Source organism: Peribacillus frigoritolerans (assembly GCF_004358755.1).
In the GTDB taxonomy this organism is placed as follows: domain Bacteria; phylum Bacillota; class Bacilli; order Bacillales; family Bacillaceae; genus Bacillus_P.
In genome coordinates this window covers 773,129-794,826 of sequence record NZ_SMZY01000003.1, presented here as the reverse complement: position 1 = coordinate 794,826, position 21,698 = coordinate 773,129, and the positions used below count along the sequence as shown (strand labels likewise).

Below are 21,698 nucleotides of genomic sequence, written 5' to 3'. Positions count from 1 at the left end.
TAATTATACATGAAAGAGTGCCGGAATACGAAATGAATTATGAAGGCTGTTTCAGTCATTATGAATGCAGAAGGTGAAAAAGGTAAACGCTTTGGACTCTCCAAAGCGTTTACCTTTTTCAGCATGTTATTCAGCTGCGTTCTCTTCAAATAATCTAGCAATTTCTACAATTACCTGTGTTGCTTTCAGCATATTATCAACTGAAATATATTCAAACTTGCCATGGAAGTTTTCTCCGCCGGTAAAGATATTCGGTGTAGGAAGGCCCATGTAGGAGAGCTGAGATCCATCCGTGCCGCCGCGGATCGGTTCAACGATTGGCTGAATGTCCAGGTTTTCCATCGCTTTGTAGGCAATGTCGACGATCTGTTTAACAGGCTCAATTTTTTCACGCATATTGTAATATTGATCGTTCATCTCAAGGATGATGCGTTCGCTTCCATATTTCTCTTTCAATTCATCAACAACAGCGGCTATCGTATGTTTTTTCTGCTGGAACGCTTCCTTATCAAAATCTCTGATAATGTAGCTTAGCTTCGTTTGTTCAACATCTCCGCTGAAAGAGAGAAGATGGAAGAACCCTTCATAACCTTCTGTTAATTCGGGAGCTTGTTCAGCAGGCAGCTTGCTTTGGAGTTCCATTGCAATTTTAATAGAATTCACCATTTTCCCTTTAGCTGTTCCAGGATGGATGTTGGTTCCGTTAATGGTAATAGAGGCTCCGGCTGCACTGAAGCTTTCGTACTGCAGCTCGCCTAGAGGACCGCCGTCCACTGTGTAGGCGTATGTCGCATCAAATGCAGCAACATCAAATTTATGCGGTCCGCGGCCGATTTCCTCATCAGGAGTGAAAGCTGCTCGGATTTTGCCATGTTTGATTTCAGGGTGCTTGATCAAATAATCCATCGCTGTCATGATTTCAGCAATGCCCGCTTTATTATCGGCTCCTAAAAGAGTGGTTCCGTCCGTTGTTATCAATGTATGGCCTTTATAGTTCAAAAGGTTAGGAAAGTCCTTTGGAGACAGGGTTACTTGAACGGTTTCGTTCAGGAGGATGTCCTGCCCGTCATAGTTTTCATGTATCTGCGGATTCACATTTTTCCCGGTAAAATCGGTTGCTGTATCAATGTGTGCCAGAAAGCCGATCGTTGGAACCTGTTTATCTGTGTTAGATGGGAGAGTCGCCATTACATAACCAAACTCATCCATGCTTACATCCTCTAAACCAATTGCTTTAAGTTCTTCTACAAGATTACGTGCAAGTGTCAGCTGCCCTTCAGTAGATGGACACGTTTCGCTGCTGTCATTTGATTGTGTATCGATTTTTACGTAGGAAACAAATCGTTCAATGATTTCATTTTTCATTGTTATCAACCCTTCTTACCCTCTTAATTTTTCCAAAACATCCTGTGCCTGATAGCCTGCCTCAAAGTCAATAATCTCAGCTTCTTCGCCTTTCAGTGCTTTTACAAGCTCATCCATTAAAGAATCGGCAAGTGAGCTGTCTGCATCAATTCTTTGAATAGGCTCTCCATACTTGCCTCCTTCAAGTGCTGACCAGTTCAGCAAGGCTAGAGTTCCTTCTGTCCCGTAAGCAATAAATCTGATCTCTTCTGTTCCTGCAATCTGACTCATGCCATCGATAAAAATCGGCGTACCGTCTTGAAGCTCCATTTGAGCCAGAATGCCAATTTCAGAAGCAGCCGGATCTTCGGGATACTGAATGGATTTATTCAGAACACGAACAGGTCCAAAGATTTTTTGAATTTGCTGAATGTAGTGTACGCCGACTTCAAGCACAAATCCGCCTTGTTCACGGCTTGCCACCCAGTCATTTTGCTGCCATGGCCGCGGCCATTCCGGAAAATGCATCTTTAACTCAATCCGTCTAAGCTTTCCAACATAACCCTCTTTTATGAGGGAAGCAAAGGTTTTGCTTCCGGCACTATAATTCAAAGGGAAATTCATTGCATGGATAATTCCTGTTTCTTTTGCCTGTATGTAAAGACTTTCTGCTTCTGCCAACGAGTTTGCCAAAGGTTTTTCACATAAAACATGCTTGCCCTTTGCAATCACATCCGTCACAATCTGATGATGAAATTTAGGCGGAACTGCTGCATACACAAGATCGATATCTGCTTCTTCCAGCATTTTTTTATGATCAGTAAATGAAGACACATTTCCAAGTCTTTCAGATGTTTCACGTGTAACTTCAGCATTCCGGTCACATATAGCTGAAATCATGATATCCGGATGGTCTGTAAAATTCGTTATTAATCGCTGTCCGATTGCACCTAATCCGATAACGGCTGCCCTGATCATTTGATGTCCGCCTTTCTGAAAATAAAACTGATAATTAATTATATTAAGAAATCTAGTATATTCATAGTACTCGTTTAAAAAAGAGAAAGACTGAGAACACACATAATCTGGTATCCTGAATAATAGACAACTAAAAAGAACAGTATTGGAGTTTAAGAGCATGACTGTATTTGACCGCGAGCAGCGCACCCATATTTCAAGAGTTCAAAATTATATCGAAGAAAATTTGTATTTGAAGTTATCATTGGCTCATTTAGCGAAAGTCTCCACCTATTCTCCCTATCATTTTCATCGTCTTTTCTCGGAATTTACAGGAGAAACACCTGCAGATTATGTAAAGAGGCACAGACTTGAAAAGGCTGCGCATACGTTAATCTATGAGCCGGAAAAGCCGGTGACCGAAATTGCGATCGAATGCGGTTTTTCATCCCTGTCTTATTTTACATACACATTTCATGAAACGTTTCATCACAGCCCAAAAGCCTGGCGTGAGGGTGCATACTTAGAGAAATTTCCAAGAGTCTATCTGGACAGCAAGAAATCTAAACAAGATAGCAGTAAAAGAAAAGAAGAAAAACAAAAAAGAGAGTACACTGAATTTCAGTGGGTCGACCTGTCAAAAGTAAAAACAGTGGTATTTCCGGAACGTGCCATTGTATTGAAACATCGTCTTGGGGAATATTCAAAAGAGATTGAACAGACGTGGGAGAGCATCTACCGGTTTTGCCATGCACGAGATCTGCTGCATGAGAAAACCATGATGATTGGTGTTCCAAGGAACAACCCCTACATCACTCCTGCTGAAAAATGCCGCTATGACTGCTGTATTTCAATTGATGATTTTGGAAGTATAGGAGATGGGGCAGAGAAGTCAGCCTTTCATGGCGGGAAATATGCGGTTTATGAGTTTGATGAACCGGTGGATTACAAGAATCGGAAGCTGCTGATTGAATGTTATTCAGAACTGTACAGCTTCTGGCTGCCAAAAAGCGGCTACCGTTATTTGGGCAATCCCATCGAGATTGTTCAGATCGTGCCACGGGCAGGAACGTTTGAACTGGACTGTAAAATTACAGCCATTGCACTTGAAATTGAACCTAAATAAAGAAATGCGAGAGTGAAGTCTTATTGTGATCATACATTTTATGGATTTGAACTTTTTAGCTGTCATTGCAGGAGGATTGCTGTATATGGCATTTGGAGCTTTATACTATTCTCCATTTTTATTCGGAAAGACCTGGACGCGAATGAATCCAAGTGAAGTGAAAGATTCTGCAAAGTATGCGGGATCTGCTGCCGTTGCATTTCTAAGCTCATTTTTAATCGCAATCATCATTCATTCAATTGGAGCGGACGATGTGATTTCAGGGCTGATGACAGGATTAATCATCGGCATTTTGCTTGCGCTTGCCTATTTGAAAAATGCGCTCTTTGGATTAACAGGTTTAATGGTTTATGGAATAGCGGTGCTGGATCATGTCATTGCGTTTTCGTTACTGGGAATTCTGCACGCTATTTGGGGTTGAAAAGGGAGGCGGCTGCCTCCTTTTTGCGTTGAATAGTTAGCTTGATAGTCCTCAATTTGATATGATTTAAAGACAAATCTTTAAAGAGGTGGACAACATGAGGCATCAGCCTATTCATTCGTCCTTTTTTAATAAGCCTACACTGGAATTAGCTCAGGCGCTTCTAGGTAAAATACTGGTAAAAGAAACAGCCGAGGGTATTGCTTCAGGAATCATTGTTGAAACAGAAGCCTATATAGGACCGGGCGATCATGCTGCTCACAGCTTCAACAACCGTCGGACTGCAAGAACCGAAGTTATGTTTGGGCCAGCCGGCTATACGTATACTTATGTCATGCATACCCATTGTCTTGTAAATGTTGTTAGCGGAGCGGCTGATTCTCCTGAAGCAATATTAATAAGAGGGGTAGAGCCGGTTGAAGGGCTGGAATTGATGTATCAAAGACGCGGTCCGGTGAAAAGAGAGCAGGACCTGACAAATGGTCCCGGGAAACTGACGAAAGCATTGGGTATTGTAAAAGAAGATTATGGACGTCCTTTATGGGAGGCGCCCCTGTATATAGCAGAAGGCAATGAGCCTGAACTTACAGCTGCAGGGCCGCGAATTGGAATAGACAACAGCGGTGAAGCAAGAGAATATCCCTGGAGATTCTGGGTGAGCGGGAACCGGTTTGTATCGGGTACGAAGAAGAACAACATAATAAAATAATCTTTTCATAACGCCCTTTAAAAAAAGGGCTATTTTTTATGAAAAGAATAGAAATTGTCACATCTAAGCTGAACAGCCGTTTCCGCTTTTCTTTTAAAAATTAAGAAATTCTTAAACATTACACAGACAAGGAGTTAAGAATTTCCTATTAGACTATAGATATCAGCCCGAGTTAGATATACTTTTGAAAGGAGCGTGAGAAAATGACGAATTATAACGTTTTAGTAGTGGATGATGATAAAGATATCCGCGATGCGATTGAAATCTATTTAAAGAATGAAAACATAACTGTCATAAAAGCGAAAGACGGCATAGAAGCTCTTGAAAAACTGAATGAGCACGCTGTTCATTTAATTCTGCTGGATATCATGATGCCCCGTCTTGACGGCATCTCAACCACTTTTAAAATCCGTGAAAAAAAGAACATTCCGATTATAATCCTGAGTGCAAAGAGCGAAGATACAGACAAGATCCTCGGCCTGCAGGTAGGGGCAGATGACTATGTAACTAAGCCGTTCAATCCGATGGAGCTGATTGCCAGAGTGAAATCTCAGCTTAGGCGATATGTGACGCTTGGTACATACGAAGGTGTGAAAAAGACCGTAGATCTGAATGGTCTTACCCTTGATCAAACAGCCAAAGAAGTGACGGTGCATGGCGAAAACGTAAAGCTTACACGCATTGAATACAGCATCGTAGAGCTGCTGATGCTGAACGCAGGACGCGTGTTTTCAATCAACGAAATCTATGAGCGGGTTTGGAATGAGCCCGGCTACAACGCCGAAAAAACCGTTGCCGTCCATATCCGCAAAATCAGAGAAAAAATTGAGATTGATCCTAAAAATCCGAGATATTTAAAGGTGGTATGGGGAATTGGGTACAAAATGGAAAAGTAGTCTAACGTTCTTTCTCATCATGATGCTGCTGACATACGGAATCAGCGGTCTCTTTTCAGGTGCTGCAAACGGAGACAGGTACTTATTTAAAAACTATTTTCAGTCTAACGAATTTCAAGAACGGCTAAACTACTTTACAAATCTTTTAAGCTTATATGAATTGAACGGGACGACCAAAGAAGAAGCTAAGGAAAACATAACCGTATCAGCAGAGGAAATTGAAGAACACCGATATAGATACGGAAGTTTATCCGACCAGATCATGAACATAGAAAGTCAGTATGAAGAAGAAATTTTCGCTGCTAAGGAAAATGGAAACAGCGAAGTTGAAAAAGTGCTGACGGAAGAAAAAAATAAAAAAATTGCTGACATCACGATGAATTTTAAAGATGATGAGCATGTCCGAAAAAAGCTTATCGCAGAAAAAGAAAGGAATATCGATCAATTCTTTGAAGAAATCTATATGTATCCTAAGTCTGAATATGAAGCAAATAAAAATCAGTTTGTTTATTACTTGAAAAGCACCGGTTCTGAAGAAGTTCACACCAACTTGCAATTGTCTGAGAAAGATGATCCCAAGGAGTTTATCAATCAAAAAGACATGTACTATATTGAAAATTATTCGGGATCAAGAGGCTATATCAATTCAACAGATGGATTTCATTATTTTGGAAGCAGTGATATTACGGAAGATCTAATCAGAGGGGACGAAACAAGATTCACCGGACAAATCGCCTTGTCAAAAAATGCACCCGCAGACAGCGAAACCATGATTGAATTCCGGGATTTTCAGAAATCACAGGCTCTCTATTACGGACATTCACTCAGCGGCCTTGCAGCTCTTTTCATCAGTGTTTTTCTTCTGAGAAGACGTCCGCTGTTTGAACCCATTCTGAAAAGCAAGTGGGCGCAAATGTACCTCCGCCTGCCTCTGGATGTGAGAATTCTCTTCACCGGCATTGCGTTTGTCGGAAGCATTATATGCATGTTCGGAGTGATCGACTATTATCCGTTCCGGTATGGATACGAATGGCTCTATGCTTTTATCTTTTTGGTTATTGGAACGCTGTTTATCGCAGCACTCATCGTTCAGGCAGTCCTTCTTATTCACCTATTTAAAACAGAAGGCCATTTCAAGGCAGAATGGAAAACTACGATACTTTACAGGATTGCTAAGGCTGTGGCAGACGCTTTTCTGATTCAGAAGGTAGGCATTCAGCTTTTGATATTGCTTGGCATTGTTTTCTGCTTTGGGGTTGGAGCGGCAGTAGTGATCGTTCAACCTGCGTTCCTGCTCATCTACTTTCCTGCTTTTTTGCTCATTGGCCTTCCGGTTGTGCTGTTTATGTTCAAACGAATTGGCTATTTTAATAAAATAGTGGAGAATTCAAATGATATTATGCTCGGCAATCTAGAAACAGACCTGCCGGTTAATGGGAAAACGGCCCTTGCGACACTTGCTTCGAATATGAATGCTCTGAAGCATGGGGTAAAAACCTCACAGCAAAAGCAGGTCAAAAGCGAACGCCTGAAAACGGAGCTGATCACAAATGTCAGCCACGATCTGCGGACACCGCTTACTTCCATTATCAGCTACACAGAACTACTGAAAAATCCGAATCTCTCAGAAGAGGAAAGAGCTTCCTACGTAGAAATTGTCGACCGCAAATCACAGCGCCTGAAAATCCTGATTGATGATCTGTTTGAGGCGTCAAAAATGGCGAGCGGCAATATTGATCTAGTGAAACAAAACGCAGATATTGCACAGCTCCTGCAGCAGGCGCTTGCTGAATACAATGAAGCCATCAGCCAGTCTTCCCTGCAGTTCAGGGTGACTTACTTGGATGAACCTGTTTATGCAGTTGTAGACGGACAAAAGATGTGGAGAGTGTTTGAGAATTTGATTGGCAATATTCTTAAGTATTCTTTAGAGAATACCAGAGTGTACCTTTCCGTTAAAAAAATCGGGGAGCATGTCATCATCTCTTTTAAAAATGTCACCAAGTATGAGCTCAGCGAAAACACAGATGAATTATTTGAACGGTTTAAACGCGGAGACTCCTCTCGCCATACAGAAGGTTCCGGTCTTGGCCTTACTATTGCCAAATCGATTGTTGAGCTTCACGGAGGGCAATTGGAGATTGATGTAGACGGAGATTTATTTAAAGTAACCATAATCTTGGAAGCTAAATAAAAAACAGCAGGTTCCCGTATTCAAGGAACCTGCTGTTTTCATTTACTTATTCAACATCTTCATCCGGACGGGCCCAGACAGAAACACTTTGGCCGTTTACAGGGAACGTTGCAAAGCCATCATCTTCAATTGTAATATGCTCTTCGCGGGTGCCGGTTAAGTCCACCCATACTTCACCTGCATGGTGTTCGCCGACACACATCCGTTTTTCTCCTTCGTCGCCATTTGAAATGACAACTGCACAGCCGGAACGCTCAAACTCATCCACGCCGCGTCTGACCCAGCCGATTGTATTCGGATGGTCAAAGTATTCTTCCTGCTCACCATAGGCTCTTGTCTGTCTGGCATAAAGAAGGGGGTCAATTGCTTCTCTTTTGCCATCGATTGGATTGTCTCCATCAATTCCGTAGTAATCGCCGTAAAATACACAAGGATAACCCTGCTTTCTCAGAAGAATCAGAGCATAGGCACTTTGCTTAAAGCAGTCTTCAACCCATGATTCGAGGGCTTCATCAGGCTGGGAGTCATGATTATCAACAAATGTGACAGCATGCTCGGGATGGGAGCCGACAAGGGTATCCTCAAAAATCGTGGAGAGATCAAAATCACTTCCTGCCATGGATGCTTCATGAAGCTTGTAGTGAAGGGACACATCAAATAAACTCATTTTGTAGTCAATTTTATCAAGGAAATTCTGACATTCTTTTAAATCGGATTTCCAGAACTCTCCAACAAAAAAGAAATCATCCCCGCGGTCTTCATAAAGCTCTTCTGCAAACCTCTGAACAAACTCATGATTGATATGTTTAATGGCATCAAGGCGGTATCCATCACACTGCAGCGTATCTGCGAGCCACTTGCCCCATGAAATCATTTCATCCTGAACTTCTTCATTATCATAGTCAATGTTCGCGAACATTAAGTAATCATAATTTCCGAATTCCTCGTCAACATTCTCATTCCAGTCTTTATTGTCACCGACAATTTTAAAGACGCCGATTTTATCGTTTTTCGCATCGTAATCTGTTCCGTTGAAATGCTCAAAATTCCATTCAAAGGAAGAATACTTTCCTTTTCGGCCCGGGAAGTTGAATTTTGTCCAGCCTTCAATATTAATCGGCTCGGATAATTCTTCCGTTCGGTCCTCGCGGTCTACTTCAATCACTTTAAATAATTCCGTCTCATCGGCTCCTGCTTTATGATTCATAACCAAATCCACATAAACGGCAATGCCGTTATCGTGACAAGCTTTAATAGCAGCAAGTAATTCCTTCTTCAAACCATATTTAGTACGGACAGAACCCTTTTGATTGAACTCTCCAAGATCATATAAGTCATACACGCCATATCCGACATCATCTCCAGACTGGCCTTTTGTCACGGGAGGAATCCAAACCGAATCAATGCCTCTTTCCTTAAGCTCCGGCGCTAACTCTTTCAGCCTGTTCCAGTGTGTTCCAGTTGGTCTTACATGCCATTCAAAAAACTGCATCATTGTGTGATTCTGTTCCATCCCGAATTCCCCTTTTCATTGTGTTCTTTCTGTTATCCTACTTTCTACCCTTAATAACAGAAAACGAAGCAGAATTTTTAAAAATATTACACTTTCTTTCTCCGTACACAATTAAGCGCTTTTAAAAAATCATTTTCAACAATTGGGGAGGTGATTTTTTGAAAAGATAATGTTCAGATTTAATAGAAAAATGGTCATATTATTGCCTGTGATTAAGGGGTCACCTGGAATTTAATAAGGAATCTCTCACATGTACTAAGAAGTGATTTTTTCATTATTCGGGTTCCATATTGAACATTCGTGGGAAATTGTGGTAGTAATAAGGGAGTACATACGAGATATCCGAAAGGAGCCAATCCATTGAAAAAAATAATACAGCTTGGTTTATTTTTTATGCTGATCTTTACAGGGGGTTGCGGAATGAGCAAAGAAAAAGAAAATGGTAAAACAGATGCTTCAACTCTGCCGGAAACAGAAGCCTTTAAAGATGAATTCACACGGGAATTTATCGCTTCAGGCGAAGAGGTTGAAGAAGGGTATTATCCATTCCAATCAAAGACAAAGGGATATACGATGCTGTTTCCTGTGAGTGCAACTATATCATCCACGTCCTATGACTCTCAAGAAGAATTTTTTGAAACATATAACTTTGGGGAAGGCGTAAAGGAAAGCAACCTATCAAGATATGTAACTATTACCTACGAAGACAAACCTACGACTAAAAATATTGAATTTAACTTAGATATGTTATCAGAGCATGCAGGATATGAAACATCTTTTGAAAAGATTAAACACAAAAGAATGAAAAAGGAATTCAATTTTTTTATGAGGTTACTTGTATGGACGCAGATCAATCTTGTGAAATTGATGTAAAGAGTGAAGAGGAAAATGCATTGATGATCATGAAGTCAATTGATTTTACAAAGTAGGTTTTAGAGGTGAAACCAATGCAAAACGAAGAAGTTCTGAATAGTGACATTCTGCGGGTCAGGCTGACTGAGCTTGAATACGGCGGTAAAAAAAAGTTCACTGTAGAAGAAGTTAGAAAAATCATTATAGAAGAAACGGGTGAAAGTCCTCCTAGTAACATTGAAATCTTCAGTACAGATTCTCTTAAAGAATTTAAGGAATTAAAGAATGAAGGCAAAGATTCTGGTTTTGATGGTACAGCTATTCATTTTTATGATGCTGAAAAAGGAATTAATCAGACATACGTTATTACTAGAGGAAGTGAGAATGAAGAAAGTTTAGATGATAATGAAGAAAAGGCGGTCCCTTAGACTGGGTTTACAATTCGTTAGGTATTTATGCGGGTAAAGAGAGTAATCAATACAGGGATGCGAAATTATTTGATTCATTAGTAAGTAAAGAAGTGGAAAAAAATATTAAATTAAATCATATAGAAATTGAAAATAAAAAATATGGACTTGGTCACTCGTTAGGTGGAAATTTAATTCAGATGATTTCTATAATGAATAGATCATTTGAAAAAGTATATGCTTTTAACGATGCACACCAAGTGCCTATCAACTAGCTTTTATTGATATTAACTTTAGAAGAAAACTATTTTTAAGATTTGATATGGAATCTAACCCGCAGTCTTATCGGAAGCTGCTTTCTATAGGAAGCGATTATGAAGTGAAAAGCATTCATGTTCATGAACAAGTTCCAGCGCTGCCTGCAGCTTTCTCAGACCGTTTAGATGAAACGGTCCATCATTTCCAGGATCAGTTCGATAAGGGAAGAAAACTCATTTCTTCTATACGGACATCGGTTGAAAAGATGTTTCAAGAAGAAAAGGACATTGCCTCTATTTTTGATCTCAGATAAGGAGGAATGAGTGTGAACCAGCTTTATAAGGAGCACGTTTTTGATTCTGCTAAGGATTTAAGATACAAAGCGGATCATCTCAATTTCCAGCTTGAATCGCTTGGTTCAGCAAGTGTTGAGCTTTCTAATATGATTAGAATGGAGCTTGCGGGCAGTACGGCAGAGTTCATTGATCAAATATCCACCCAACTGACCAAGCTTCAGTCTGAAAATGAAGCAGTCATCAGCCAGCAGGCTTACAGCAATCATATGCTTGCGAATCAGTATTCCAATTTTGTAAATGACATGAATGCTCAATATTTGACGATTCGATAGGAGAAGAAGGAATCGGTCGGATAAAGGCAAATAAATTCACGGAGCCAATCACTTATCTACAAAAATCACCATTTTTCTTCATATATATAATATGAGAATATATCCTCCAAAGTTCATCAGACTGGACCATCACAAATAACCCGGGAATCAGAAATGGGACTATCCCCTTAACGTATGGGAAAATTTATTAATTTTTTCCTTATTATAGGTTTTAAGGGTAAATTGACTGGGTAATTAATAACAGAATTGAGGAATACAGTCATATTCTTCCTTCATTACATATTAATAGATAGAATGTACCATTTTACTAGTATTCTAGAAGTAACAATTGACCTTCATGGTCTTTGTTTATACAATTAATGTAAATTCGTGTAAAAGGAGAGATGAAAATGTCAGGAATTATTCGCGTTACCCCTGCTGAACTTGTCGATATGTCAAAACGTTATAACAATGAGGGTGGAGAGCTTGGCCTTATGATCGGCCGCCTTGACAGCATGATCGGCCAATTACAGGCTATGTGGGAAGGGGAAGCAAGCAACGCTTTCAGAGATCAATACGAACAGCTTAAGCCTTCTTTCGTTGACATGCAGCATTTAGTAGAAGATATTTCAAGACAATTAGAGAAGACAGCACACGCTCTTCAAGAGGCTGATGCAAACATTGCAGGCCAAATCCGCGGTTAATAGGATCTGACAATCTAATGAAGTGCAGAAAGGAGCGCCCATTCTAAATCAGATGACGGCGCTTCTTCATTTTTGAGGTGAAAAGGCATGTATATTGAAGTGACAATCGATTTGAAGCATTACACAGGAGAAACATTTGATCTGCGTCTATCAAATTATCACTCTGTCAAAAAAGTAGTAGATATCGTATGGCAGGCAAGATGCATTTCTGACCCACCTCGAGAAGGGTATTGGGTGCGCGTTCCCAATAAGCAGATTGTCCTATCAGGCAACCATAAGCTTGTAGAATGCGGAATTACAACAGGAGATCGTTTTGAAATCCTATGAAGGAGTCATTCTCAATGTCAGAAAAAAAACAGACCTATTTAGAGCAGCAGCTTGAGGCTGTCATAACGAAGGAAGAGGGCTATACCTTCATCTTCCAAACAGAAAAAGTGAAACTCGATCAAGCAGCAGAAATCGAAATGCTGAAAGAAAAGGATCCATCCATTAAGCGGGAAATTACTCTGACTGAAGATGAATTAAGGGTTCATGTTCAGCCGCCTGAGACTTATTTGGGTTTTTCCAGTTTAAATAAAAAAGAAGAGCGAAGCAAGTGGAATTTTTCCTATCAGCTGGTAAAAAAGGTAAAAAATCACTCGTTGACGCGGCTTCATTTGATTGTGTGTCCTGAAAACATTTCATTTGATCAAAGCTTTACGCCTTATTTTCTTCATTACGGTGTAATGGAAAGCATTCCTCCTTATGAACAGGACAGTGACAGGCTGTGGCAGGAACTGAAAGCCTGTGTTGCAGCTGCTGTCGATTCCACCTATTCATTTGAACAGTATTTGAAATTCAACGAAACTTTAGATATTTCTCAAGTATCCCGGGAATTGCTTTCAGCGGCAACTTATTCTGAATTGTTAACCCTGATTGAAACGAACATGTGGGAAGTCGATCACAAGAATGCAGCCCTAGTATCCATTCCGGAAAAGAAATGGAAGCTTACACGGTACATAGCTCTCGGATTTCTTGTTTTGCTTGTTCCCGCACTTGTTTATTCAGCATATTCCCTTTTTTCCCTTCACCCTAAACAAGAAGCGTTTGTAGAGACCAATGAATACTACCTGGAAAATGATTACAGTGAAGTGGTCAGCACCCTTTCAAACTACAGGATTGAAGAAATGCCAAACGTTGTGAAATATCAATTAGCATCGTCTTACATAGTGAATGAATCTTTGACTGAAGACCAAAAGGAAAGCGTGCAAAACACGCTGACCCTCCAGTCTGATCCTCAGTACCTTGAGTATTGGATTCATATTGGAAGAGGCGAGGCCAAAGAAGCACTCGATCTTGCAAGAAATCTTGAAGACCGGGATCTGATCGTTTTTGGGCTTATTAAATACCAGGATCAAATAAAAGCGGATACCGAAATGAACAGTGAAGAAAAGCAGCAGGAACTTCAAAAAATAGATGCAGAAATAAAACAGTTTAAAGAAGAACAAGAAGCCCAGAAGAAAGAAGAAGAACAGAAGTTAGAGGAAGAACAGAAAGCGAAAGAGCAAGTGGAAGAACAGCAGAAAGCAGAAGAAGAGGCTAATGATGCAGCTGAGCAGGCGAAAGCTGCAGAGAAAAAGCCAGCCGCTCCTGCAAAATCGGGTTCTGACTGACGCATTATAGGCAACAGGAGGTGATATCATGAGTATTTTATGGGTTTTTCACGGTGAATCCTATCAGCAATATCAGGCGGACGGAGAGGCGTTCCGCCCGATTTCTATCGGTTCTGAGATTCAGCACACGCTGACGATCAGGAATTTCCCTTTTTCTGAAGGAGCGCTTACCGTTGCAAAAGCAGAGGAAACGGATGAGTTTGTCATTCTGCAGAATGACAAACCCATTGGAAAGGCAGAAGAAAAAGTGCCTTTTCGTCTTTTGGATCATTCAGAACAGCTGACGATTTATGTAACACCAGCGCCTAAAAAAGCTGAGACCTGCTATATTGGCTTTCAAAAAGAAATTTCTTTTTCAGCGGCCAGTAAAGAGGCACATATTTATAAAGATAAGAGTGCCCTCCCGGTTCTTGGAAAGGGAACTGTCAGCCTGCTGAAAACAGGCACTCACTGGATGGTTTCGCCTGAGGGTGAAACGGTCTACGTGAATGGAAGGAAGGCAGACGGTCTCACGGAATTGCAGATTGGAGACATTCTCTTCTGGCCGTTTATGACCGTCCGTCTTATTGAAGAAGATTTGCTGCAGGTTATGAGTATAGAGGAGTTTCATTCAAATCTGCCGCATTCGGAAAAACCAAGATCGGAAATGAGCAAAAAATATCCAATCTACCGCCGCACGCCGCGGATGATTTATGAGCTGCCGAAAGATAAAATTTCTCTCACTTTCCCCGCGCAGGAAGGGGACGATCAATCACGGAGCCTGTGGCTGATTATTCTGCCGCCGCTAGTCATGATGATTGCGATGGGAATTGTCGCTCTTATTGCTCCCCGGGGCATTTTTATCATCGTCTCAATGGTTATGTTTGTAATGACGCTGATTACGTCAACCGCACAATATTTCAGAGAAAAAGGCAATTACAAGAAGCGGAAAGAACGAAGACTCAGAGTTTATACCCAATACCTTGAAAACAAGCGCCATGAACTTCAGGAAGTGGCTGAAAAACAGCGCCAGGTTCTGTCTTACCATTTTCCTTCCTTTGAACAAATGAAGTATATGACGAGGGAAATCTCCGACCGGATTTGGGAAAGAACGCCTGAAAGCAATGACTTTCTTGAGCTTCGAATCGGAACAGGCACTGTTAAATCGAGCTATGAAATTTCACTAAGCTCAAACGATATGGCGAACAGAGAAGTGGACGATCTCTTAGAACAGTCACAGCAAATGGAAAAGGTCTACCGGGAAATCGAATCTGTTCCAATCAGTGTTAACCTTTCACAAGGCGCAATGGGACTGATCGGGAAAGAAGCGATCATGAAAAATGAACTTCATCAATTAATCGGTCAGCTTGCTTTTTCCCACAGCTATCATGATGTCCGCTTTGTGTTTATCTTTAATGAAAAAGAATATAAGAGCTGGGAATGGCTTAAATGGCTTCCGCACTTTCAGCTTCCGCATGCCTTTGCAAAAGGCATGATTTATAACGAGCAGACGAGAGACCAGCTGCTTACGTCCATTTATGAAATGCTGCGTGAGCGTGATCTTGAGGAAAAGAAGGAAAATACAAGGTTTGCGCCGCACATTATTTTTGTGATTACCAATCAGCAGCTTATTTCCGATCATGTTATTTTAGAATATTTAGAAGGCGAGTTTTCACATTTAGGCATATCCGTTATTTTTGCCGCAGAAGCGAAGGAAAGCCTGTCTGATAACGTCCATACGCTTGTGAGATATGTAAATGATCAAGAAGGGGACATTCTCATTCAAGAGAAAAAAGCTGTTTCTGTTCCTTTTAAGCTTGATATACATAAGCATGAGGGAAATGAATCGTTCGCCCGGATGCTGCGCACGCTTGATCACCAAGTGGGGATGACAAATTCGATTCCAAAAAGTGTTTCTTTCTTAGAGATGGTGAATGTAAAAGAAGTGGATGATCTGCCGATTGAGCAAAACTGGCTTACGCGGGAATCGGCAAAGTCTCTTGCAGTTCCAGTAGGACTAAAAGGCAAAGAAGATGTAGTGGAGTTGAATCTTCATGAAAAAGCTCATGGGCCTCACGGTTTATTAGCGGGTACAACCGGTTCAGGTAAAAGTGAATTTCTTCAAACGTATATTCTGTCACTTGCCGTTCACTTCCATCCTCATGAGGTAGCTTTCCTTCTCATTGATTATAAGGGCGGAGGAATGGCGCAGCCGTTTAAAAATATGCCGCATCTGCTTGGCACCATTACAAACATTGAAGGCAGCAAAAACTTCAGTGCCCGTGCCCTTGCATCAATCAAAAGCGAATTAAAGCGGCGCCAGCGTCTGTTCGATCAGTATCAGGTCAATCACATAAATGATTACACAACTCTTTATAAACGCAATCAGGCGGAAGAACCGCTTCCTCACTTATTTTTAATTTCCGATGAATTTGCGGAATTGAAAAGTGAAGAGCCTGATTTTATCCGGGAGCTTGTCAGTGCTGCGCGCATAGGGCGAAGCTTAGGCGTGCATCTCATCCTGGCAACACAAAAGCCCGGCGGAGTCATCGATGACCAAATCTGGAGCAATGCGAGATTCAGAGTGGCCCTTAAGGTTCAGGATGCAAGCGACAGTAAAGAGATTTTGAAAAATGCAGATGCGGCCTCTATTACCATTACAGGACGGGGTTATCTGCAGGTAGGCAATAATGAGGTGTACGAGCTTTTCCAATCAGCCTGGAGCGGAGCGCCTTATTTAGAAGAAACATCAGAGTCTGAGGATGAGATCGCAATCGTGACAGACCTTGGTCTGCAGCCGTTATCTAATGTGGCGTCTTCTAAACAGCATAAAAAAGATACGGAATCAGAGATTGAAGTGATTGTCGATAAAATTGAGGAACTGCAGGCGTCCTTGGGCATCCGCAGGCTGAACAGCCCATGGCTGCCGCCGCTTGCAAACAGAATTTCACGCCATCAATATGCTTCCGGGCAGCCTGAGGAAATCTATCTTGGCCTAATTGATGAGCCTGAAAAACAAAGCCAGACCCCATACTCGTATCAGCTGATGGATGACGGAAACATTGCCATCTTCGGTTCGTCCGGCTACGGAAAATCACATACTGTGATGCTCCTGCTTTTAAGCATCGCTTCCAGACTCAGCCCTGAAGAAGCACACTACTACGTAATCGATTACGGAAATGGCACACTGCTGCCGCTCAGACAGCTGCCGCATACAGCGGATTATTTCCAGCTCGATCAAGAGCTGAAAATCGATAAATTTATGAGAATCGTAAAAGATGAGATTTCACGAAGAAAGCAACTGTTCCAGCAGCAAGAGGTCAGCAGCATCAAAATGTACAATTCACTTAGCAAAAACAAGCTGCCTCTAATGTATATAACCATTGATAATTTTGATCTCGTGAAAGAAGAAATGCAGGAGCTTGAAACGCAGCTGATTCAATTCGCGCGTGATGGCCAGTCTCTAGGCATCTATATGATTTTTACCGCGACAAGAGTACAGTCTGTCCGTCAATCATTGATGAACAGCATGAAAACGAAAATCCTTCATTACCTTATGGATACGACTGAAACATATATGGCTGTCGGCAAGGTTCCGTTTGCCCCTGAACCTATTCCGGGACGCGCCATCATTAAAAAGGATCAGGCCTATTTCTCTCAAGTTTTCCTCCCTGCTGACGGCGGGGATGATTACGAGCTGCTAGATTCCATCAAAGATGATATTGGAATGCTGAAGGAGAAGTATAAAGGTGCCAAGCTTCCCCGTCCGGTCCCAATGCTTCCTGCTGAACTAACCATGATCAACTTTACACACTTCACAGATGATGCCCAGAAAACAGGGGTTATCCCAATCGGACTTGATGAAGAGCTTGTACAGCCTGTCAGTGTAAATCTGGCCAAAACGAAGCACTGCCTCGTACTCGGCCAGACTCAAAAAGGAAAGACAAATGTGCTTAAAGTCATCCTGAACACAGCCCTGCTTCAGCCGGCCGAATCAATCGGCGTATTCGATTCAATTGACCGCGGTCTCTCAACCTATGCTTCTGAAGAAAAGGTTGCCTATCTAGATACGAAAGACCAAATATCGTCGTGGCTGGATACAACTGAAGAACTTCTTAAAGACAGAGAACAAACCTATCTTACAGCTATCCAGCAAGGTGTTGTAAATAATCTGGCTTTCTCGCCGGTCATGCTTGTCGTTGACGGTTATTCAAGGTTCCAGCAATCTATTGACAGTATGCTGCAGGAGAGATTGACACGATTCATGAAAAATTACAGCCACCTCGGCTTTAACGTGATTGTTTCAGGAAATAACAATGAGCTGACAAAAGGATTTGATGCATTCACAAGTGAAATCAAGCAAATCCGCCAGGCGCTCATCTTAATGAAAAAATCAGAGCAAACCCTATACACCTTGCCTTACAGCCGAAAAGAAAGCGATATACACCCAGGCTTTGGATATTATGTGGAAAATGGCAAAGAAACAAAAATACAAATTCCTCTTTGTGCCATTGAAAGGAAGATCTACACATGACAGATCAAAGAAAGCATATGATTAAAATGATAGCTGCGGTGCTGCTTATCTTAGCAGTGCCTGCCCTATTCTTTCAATTCATCGGGGACAACCCGCTTGAAATAAAAGAGAAGGCTACGAGAAACATTGCTGTCGTTAATGAAGACATCGGAACGGAAAAGGCTGAAGGGGAAAATAAGGAAAGTGAACCTGTTCAATTCGGCAAGGAAGTTGCAGCGATTCTTGATAAGGATTCCCAGTACGACTGGACAATCTTAAGCAGAAGTGCAGCAGTTAACGGGCTTAAAAACGGGCAGTACGACGCTGTCATTTATATTCCTTCCAATTTTTCTGCCAACATTTTAACGTATGATGAACAGCAGCCTTCAAAAGCAGAATTTGAATATGTGGTCCAAAATCAGCTGAATGCTGAAAACAGACAAAGAGTGCTCAGGGCACTTGAAGACGCTACAGGCCGCGTAAATAAGCAAATGTCTTCGCTTTACTGGAGCTATGTCTCGCAGGACATGGAGAATGTAAGAGAAGAGTTTGACCGCATTCTTGAAAAGGAAATTGCGTTTCAAAATGCCATGCTGAATTTCTATAAACCAAGCTCTAAAGATTTGGCTGGGGAATTAGATCAGCAAAAACAAATGCTTGAGCAGCTTCAAACGACAATGAAACAGGCTGAAGAAGAATCGCCGGAACGAAAAAACTCCGTTGAGCAATTCGAGAAAAGTCTAGCCTCATTTGTCAAGTATGTTGAAGAATATCAGGCCTATCAGGAAGATCAGCAGCAGCTTCTGACGCTTGCCCAGCAGGAAAGCTTAACGGCTATTCAGGGCGGCACCATGGAAGTAGATCAAGTACAAAATGAAACGCAGCAATCCTTTAACGAACGAGGAAGCATGCTTGCATCAAGAATGACGGACATTCAGCAGCAGCTCGATCAGAATCAGGAAACAGCAGAAAACCTTGGCAGTGTAAGGCTCAGCCAGACAGAACGCCAGGCAAGAGAGCTTGAGACTGTTCATCGCAATTATGTAGATATGTATATTATGAAGGATAATCAGGATACACTGAACCGTCTTGAAGGGGAACTTATCCCTCTTAGGGAGAGCCTTAAGCAGGAGGATCAGGTTGAGGAACCAGGCAGCGGAGAGGAAGTGCCGCCTGAAGATGACGGAGAGGTCACTGAACCGGAAGCTCCCGGTGAAAATGAAAGTCCTGCTAACATGGAAGAGGAGCGGGCAAACATACTTGCTGTTTCAGAACAGCTGAAGAATCTCAAGGCCATTCTAGAAACGATTCCGGATCCTAAACCAGAGCAAGTAACACAAGCTATAACTGAATTAGAAAACATGTCAGCACAGCTTGTCGCAATTGAAGAATCAATCAAGTCAAAAGAAAATCAGAACTCATGGAAAGGCGAGTATGATAAACTGCTTGCTCTTTATGAAAAGCTGACAGAAGAAAATGCAAAACTATTAGAAGAAAATCAGCTTCTAAAAGATGAAAACAGCAAACTGGCAGAAAAGATAAACAAGCTGACAGATAATATGAACTCAGGTTCAGCTGCCATCATTGAACAAGAACAAACCATACTGAACTCGCTCAGCCCTGAAAGAAAGCAAAGACTTGAGAGTGTGTTCAGCGGGCCAATCGGAAATGCATCAATGAACGATGTGCTGAAATACCATACGATTTTATCTCAGTACGAGGCAGCCGCCGAGCGTATGAATACCTCTTCAGATTCAGCCAAAGATGCTGTCCTTGAAGATGAAATGCAAAAAACAAAAGTAGAATCGATTCTTTCAATCAATGAAGAAGAACAAGGCGCATGGGACAAGCTGAATCAGGAGCTGCCGGCAACTGAAGAAGAAATGAAAGAAGTCCAGGCTTCCGCTCTTGCGTTCATGGATGAATACAGGAAGGAGCTGGGTGCTCAGCAGGAAGCTATATTAGAGGATCTTGCTTCTATGGAAGAGAGCGCAAACAGCGTACTGAGCCAAGTTCAGAAATCAGAAAATACTGCTTCCAGAATGCCGCTTGAAAACTCGGACGGTACTGTCCTTGTTGTCAATCAGCAAAATATCGGCCAGGAATTAGTCATGATTACAGACTTGATGAATTCGCTTGGAGAAAGACAGGAGACGGTTGTAAGCAGTACAGATGTCCTCCAGCAAAAAGTGAATGAAGTTCAATCTGAAGCAGACGTTTTAAATGATAAATGGGCAACAAATGTAGCTTCAACACAGCTTGTCAGAGATGACGTCTTCAGTATACTCGGCAATACGTTTGTAGACGGACAGAACAACGGGTATGTTTATGAACATCTTGCCAATCCGCTGCAAATTAGCGGAGAAGCACCGGCTGCTCAGGCTAAAGCGGTTCCGCCGGTCGTGATTCTTGTCATCATCCTGATCAGCAGCTTGCTGATCGGATTCTTCAGTCATTATTTCAAAGCAGCACCATTATTAGTAAGAGGCTCTATGTTTGGTCTATTAAACTTAATTGTGGGGCTCATCATCAGCGTGTTCGGGTTAAATATTTACACACTCACAGATGAACGCGCGATTCAATGGTCAATCTTTACGGTGCTTCTGTTATTTGCAGCATCAACGATCGTAAGAGTTTCGTTTTTGCTCGGCAATTTTGCAGGCTGGCTTGCAAGTGTAGGTCTTGTTGCCTTCTTTGTCAGTCCGCTGCTTGCTTTAGCCGCGCCAAACTTCACATACGAAGATCCGATGTCCAAGGTGTACATCTCGATTCAGTATGATGCAAATAACGTATTTACTCAGGGAGTGATTGTGCTGATTGGCATTATCCTTGTTCTTACCATCCTGCCGTTTGTTGTGAATGCTCTTAAAAACTCAAACGAAAAGGCCAATCAGGAACATGTCCATGAAGTGTAAAACAGTCATATGGTTCTCGTTTTTCCTGCTCATCTTTGTTTTTACAAGCGGGATAAAGGGACATGCAGAGACAGAGACAAACCTTGAGGAACTGGATCCTAATGTCTATGAGGAAAAAGAGCTTAAGGAAAACACGGAATATCTGCACGAGGAATCACTGTATGAAAAAAGAACTACCATACCGGAGGAGCAAAAAGATCTGACCTTTGAAAAGCCGTCCAGGGACGAAAAGGACGATCTGCAGGAACAGCTCTTTACTAATTATACGAAAGAGAAAAACACGATTAAATCCAAAGCTGAACAACTGGATTTATTCTCAGGCAGTGCAGAACCATCATTGAGTATGACAGAAACGGTAAATTCTGATACAACCCAAAACTCAGGCTTAATGATGACGTATATTCTCCTGATTGCCATTGGCGTCATCCTGATGATCGGACTTTTAATTCCAAAGATGACACAAAGTAAAAAAACAGACTAAGAGATTGAGGCAGCTTTTTATAAGCTGTCTTTTTTTTCGCTATGTATAGGCACGCGCTGGGCGATTATTGCAAAAAGACCCTTTCACTGCTAACTTCTTACTTATTTTGGCTGTAGAGCAAAAAACATCCTTTGTGCTATGATGATGGGAATCTTTGAATATGAAAGTGA

At 41.7% G+C, this 21,698-nt stretch carries 18 protein-coding genes and 1 pseudogene; 16 read left to right on the top strand and 3 right to left on the bottom strand.

Annotated features, from left to right (window positions below):
* Positions 1-126: 126 nt before the first annotated feature.
* Both pepT and E2R53_RS17330 read right to left on the bottom strand, forming a co-directional pair.
* The gene (gene pepT / locus E2R53_RS17335) at positions 127-1,365 is read right to left on the bottom strand and encodes a peptidase T (RefSeq protein ID WP_133312955.1); all 1,239 of its coding nucleotides are present in this window, start codon (positions 1,363-1,365) and stop codon (positions 127-129) included.
* Between the two features lie 15 nt (positions 1,366-1,380).
* Entirely contained in the window at positions 1,381-2,322 is a 942-nt protein-coding gene (locus E2R53_RS17330; RefSeq protein WP_133312953.1) for a Gfo/Idh/MocA family protein, read from the bottom strand.
* A 160-nt stretch (positions 2,323-2,482) separates the two neighbouring features.
* Between E2R53_RS17330 and E2R53_RS17325 the strand changes: the two genes are divergently transcribed.
* The 5 genes from E2R53_RS17325 (at position 2,483) to E2R53_RS17305 (ending at position 7,647) form a co-directional block, all read left to right on the top strand.
* Complete coding sequence (locus E2R53_RS17325; protein WP_133312952.1) at positions 2,483-3,427, top strand: AraC family transcriptional regulator; 945 nt, start codon at positions 2,483-2,485, stop codon at positions 3,425-3,427.
* 25 nt (positions 3,428-3,452) lie between these two features.
* Positions 3,453-3,848, top strand: a complete 396-nt coding sequence (locus tag E2R53_RS17320) for a DUF1761 domain-containing protein (RefSeq protein ID WP_133312950.1) — start codon at positions 3,453-3,455, stop codon at positions 3,846-3,848.
* A gap of 97 nt (positions 3,849-3,945) precedes the next feature.
* Positions 3,946-4,557, top strand: coding sequence for a DNA-3-methyladenine glycosylase (locus E2R53_RS17315; RefSeq protein ID WP_133312949.1), 612 nt, complete (start codon positions 3,946-3,948; stop codon positions 4,555-4,557).
* Positions 4,558-4,760: 203 nt separating this feature from the next.
* The gene (locus E2R53_RS17310) at positions 4,761-5,453 is read left to right on the top strand and encodes a response regulator transcription factor (RefSeq protein ID WP_133312948.1); all 693 of its coding nucleotides are present in this window, start codon (positions 4,761-4,763) and stop codon (positions 5,451-5,453) included.
* Positions 5,431-7,647 (top strand): sensor histidine kinase, encoded by a 2,217-nt coding sequence (locus E2R53_RS17305; RefSeq protein ID WP_133312946.1) that lies wholly within the window; start codon positions 5,431-5,433, stop codon positions 7,645-7,647. Before E2R53_RS17310 ends, E2R53_RS17305 begins: the two co-directional genes overlap by 23 nt.
* 46 nt (positions 7,648-7,693) lie before the next feature.
* Here E2R53_RS17305 and E2R53_RS17300 read toward each other — a convergent pair whose 3' ends face one another.
* Positions 7,694-9,160: an alpha-amylase gene (locus tag E2R53_RS17300; protein WP_133312945.1), complete on the bottom strand. Its 1,467-nt coding sequence runs from the start codon at positions 9,158-9,160 to the stop codon at positions 7,694-7,696.
* Between the two features lie 360 nt (positions 9,161-9,520).
* Between E2R53_RS17300 and E2R53_RS17295 the strand changes: the two genes are divergently transcribed.
* The 11 genes and pseudogenes from E2R53_RS17295 (at position 9,521) to essA (ending at position 21,528) form a co-directional block, all read left to right on the top strand.
* Complete coding sequence (locus E2R53_RS17295) at positions 9,521-10,033, top strand: hypothetical protein (RefSeq protein ID WP_133312943.1); 513 nt, start codon at positions 9,521-9,523, stop codon at positions 10,031-10,033.
* A gap of 74 nt (positions 10,034-10,107) precedes the next feature.
* Complete coding sequence (locus E2R53_RS17290; protein ID WP_133312941.1) at positions 10,108-10,440, top strand: DUF6792 domain-containing protein; 333 nt, start codon at positions 10,108-10,110, stop codon at positions 10,438-10,440.
* Positions 10,441-10,451: 11 nt separating this feature from the next.
* Positions 10,452-10,694 (top strand): annotated as a pseudogene (locus tag E2R53_RS23780) (DUF6792 domain-containing protein); the annotation flags it as partial.
* A 104-nt stretch (positions 10,695-10,798) separates the two neighbouring features.
* Positions 10,799-10,990 (top strand): hypothetical protein, encoded by a 192-nt coding sequence (locus E2R53_RS17285; protein ID WP_133312939.1) that lies wholly within the window; start codon positions 10,799-10,801, stop codon positions 10,988-10,990.
* Between the two features lie 12 nt (positions 10,991-11,002).
* Positions 11,003-11,305 (top strand): hypothetical protein, encoded by a 303-nt coding sequence (locus E2R53_RS17280; RefSeq protein ID WP_133312938.1) that lies wholly within the window; start codon positions 11,003-11,005, stop codon positions 11,303-11,305.
* A gap of 389 nt (positions 11,306-11,694) precedes the next feature.
* A complete protein-coding gene (locus tag E2R53_RS17275; protein WP_070878855.1) occupies positions 11,695-11,988 on the top strand; it encodes a WXG100 family type VII secretion target in 294 nt (97 codons plus the stop codon).
* An 87-nt stretch (positions 11,989-12,075) separates the two neighbouring features.
* On the top strand, positions 12,076-12,315 hold the full coding sequence (locus tag E2R53_RS17270) for an EsaB/YukD family protein (protein WP_070878854.1): 240 nt from the start codon (positions 12,076-12,078) through the stop codon (positions 12,313-12,315).
* A 14-nt stretch (positions 12,316-12,329) separates the two neighbouring features.
* Positions 12,330-13,640: a type VII secretion protein EssB gene (gene essB, locus E2R53_RS17265; RefSeq protein WP_133312937.1), complete on the top strand. Its 1,311-nt coding sequence runs from the start codon at positions 12,330-12,332 to the stop codon at positions 13,638-13,640.
* Positions 13,641-13,668: 28 nt separating this feature from the next.
* Positions 13,669-18,153 carry a type VII secretion protein EssC gene (essC, locus tag E2R53_RS17260; protein WP_133312936.1) on the top strand — a complete coding sequence of 1,495 codons (4,485 nt, stop codon included), beginning with the start codon at positions 13,669-13,671 and terminating at the stop codon, positions 18,151-18,153.
* Positions 18,150-21,047 carry a type VII secretion protein EsaA gene (gene esaA / locus E2R53_RS17255; protein WP_133312934.1) on the top strand — a complete coding sequence of 966 codons (2,898 nt, stop codon included), beginning with the start codon at positions 18,150-18,152 and terminating at the stop codon, positions 21,045-21,047. The genes essC and esaA overlap by 4 nt, the downstream gene beginning before the upstream one ends.
* Positions 21,037-21,528 (top strand): type VII secretion protein EssA, encoded by a 492-nt coding sequence (essA, locus tag E2R53_RS17250; protein ID WP_165971024.1) that lies wholly within the window; start codon positions 21,037-21,039, stop codon positions 21,526-21,528. Before esaA ends, essA begins: the two co-directional genes overlap by 11 nt.
* Positions 21,529-21,698 lie beyond the last annotated feature (170 nt).

Bases quoted from the DNA above. Each gene is read 5' to 3' on its own strand.
- pepT (WP_133312955.1), bottom strand. From the start codon at position 1,365: ATGAAAAATGAAATCATTGAACGATTTGTTTCCTACGTAAAAATCGAT.
- E2R53_RS17330 (WP_133312953.1), bottom strand. From the start codon at position 2,322: ATGATCAGGGCAGCCGTTATCGGATTAGGTGCAATCGGACAGCGATTA.
- E2R53_RS17325 (WP_133312952.1), top strand. From the start codon at position 2,483: ATGACTGTATTTGACCGCGAGCAGCGCACCCATATTTCAAGAGTTCAA.
- E2R53_RS17315 (WP_133312949.1), top strand. From the start codon at position 3,946: ATGAGGCATCAGCCTATTCATTCGTCCTTTTTTAATAAGCCTACACTG.
- E2R53_RS17310 (WP_133312948.1), top strand. From the start codon at position 4,761: ATGACGAATTATAACGTTTTAGTAGTGGATGATGATAAAGATATCCGC.
- E2R53_RS17300 (WP_133312945.1), bottom strand. From the start codon at position 9,160: ATGGAACAGAATCACACAATGATGCAGTTTTTTGAATGGCATGTAAGA.
- E2R53_RS17290 (WP_133312941.1), top strand. From the start codon at position 10,108: ATGCAAAACGAAGAAGTTCTGAATAGTGACATTCTGCGGGTCAGGCTG.
- E2R53_RS17275 (WP_070878855.1), top strand. From the start codon at position 11,695: ATGTCAGGAATTATTCGCGTTACCCCTGCTGAACTTGTCGATATGTCA.
- E2R53_RS17270 (WP_070878854.1), top strand. From the start codon at position 12,076: ATGTATATTGAAGTGACAATCGATTTGAAGCATTACACAGGAGAAACA.
- essB (WP_133312937.1), top strand. From the start codon at position 12,330: ATGTCAGAAAAAAAACAGACCTATTTAGAGCAGCAGCTTGAGGCTGTC.
- essC (WP_133312936.1), top strand. From the start codon at position 13,669: ATGAGTATTTTATGGGTTTTTCACGGTGAATCCTATCAGCAATATCAG.
- esaA (WP_133312934.1), top strand. From the start codon at position 18,150: ATGACAGATCAAAGAAAGCATATGATTAAAATGATAGCTGCGGTGCTG.
- essA (WP_165971024.1), top strand. From the start codon at position 21,037: ATGAAGTGTAAAACAGTCATATGGTTCTCGTTTTTCCTGCTCATCTTT.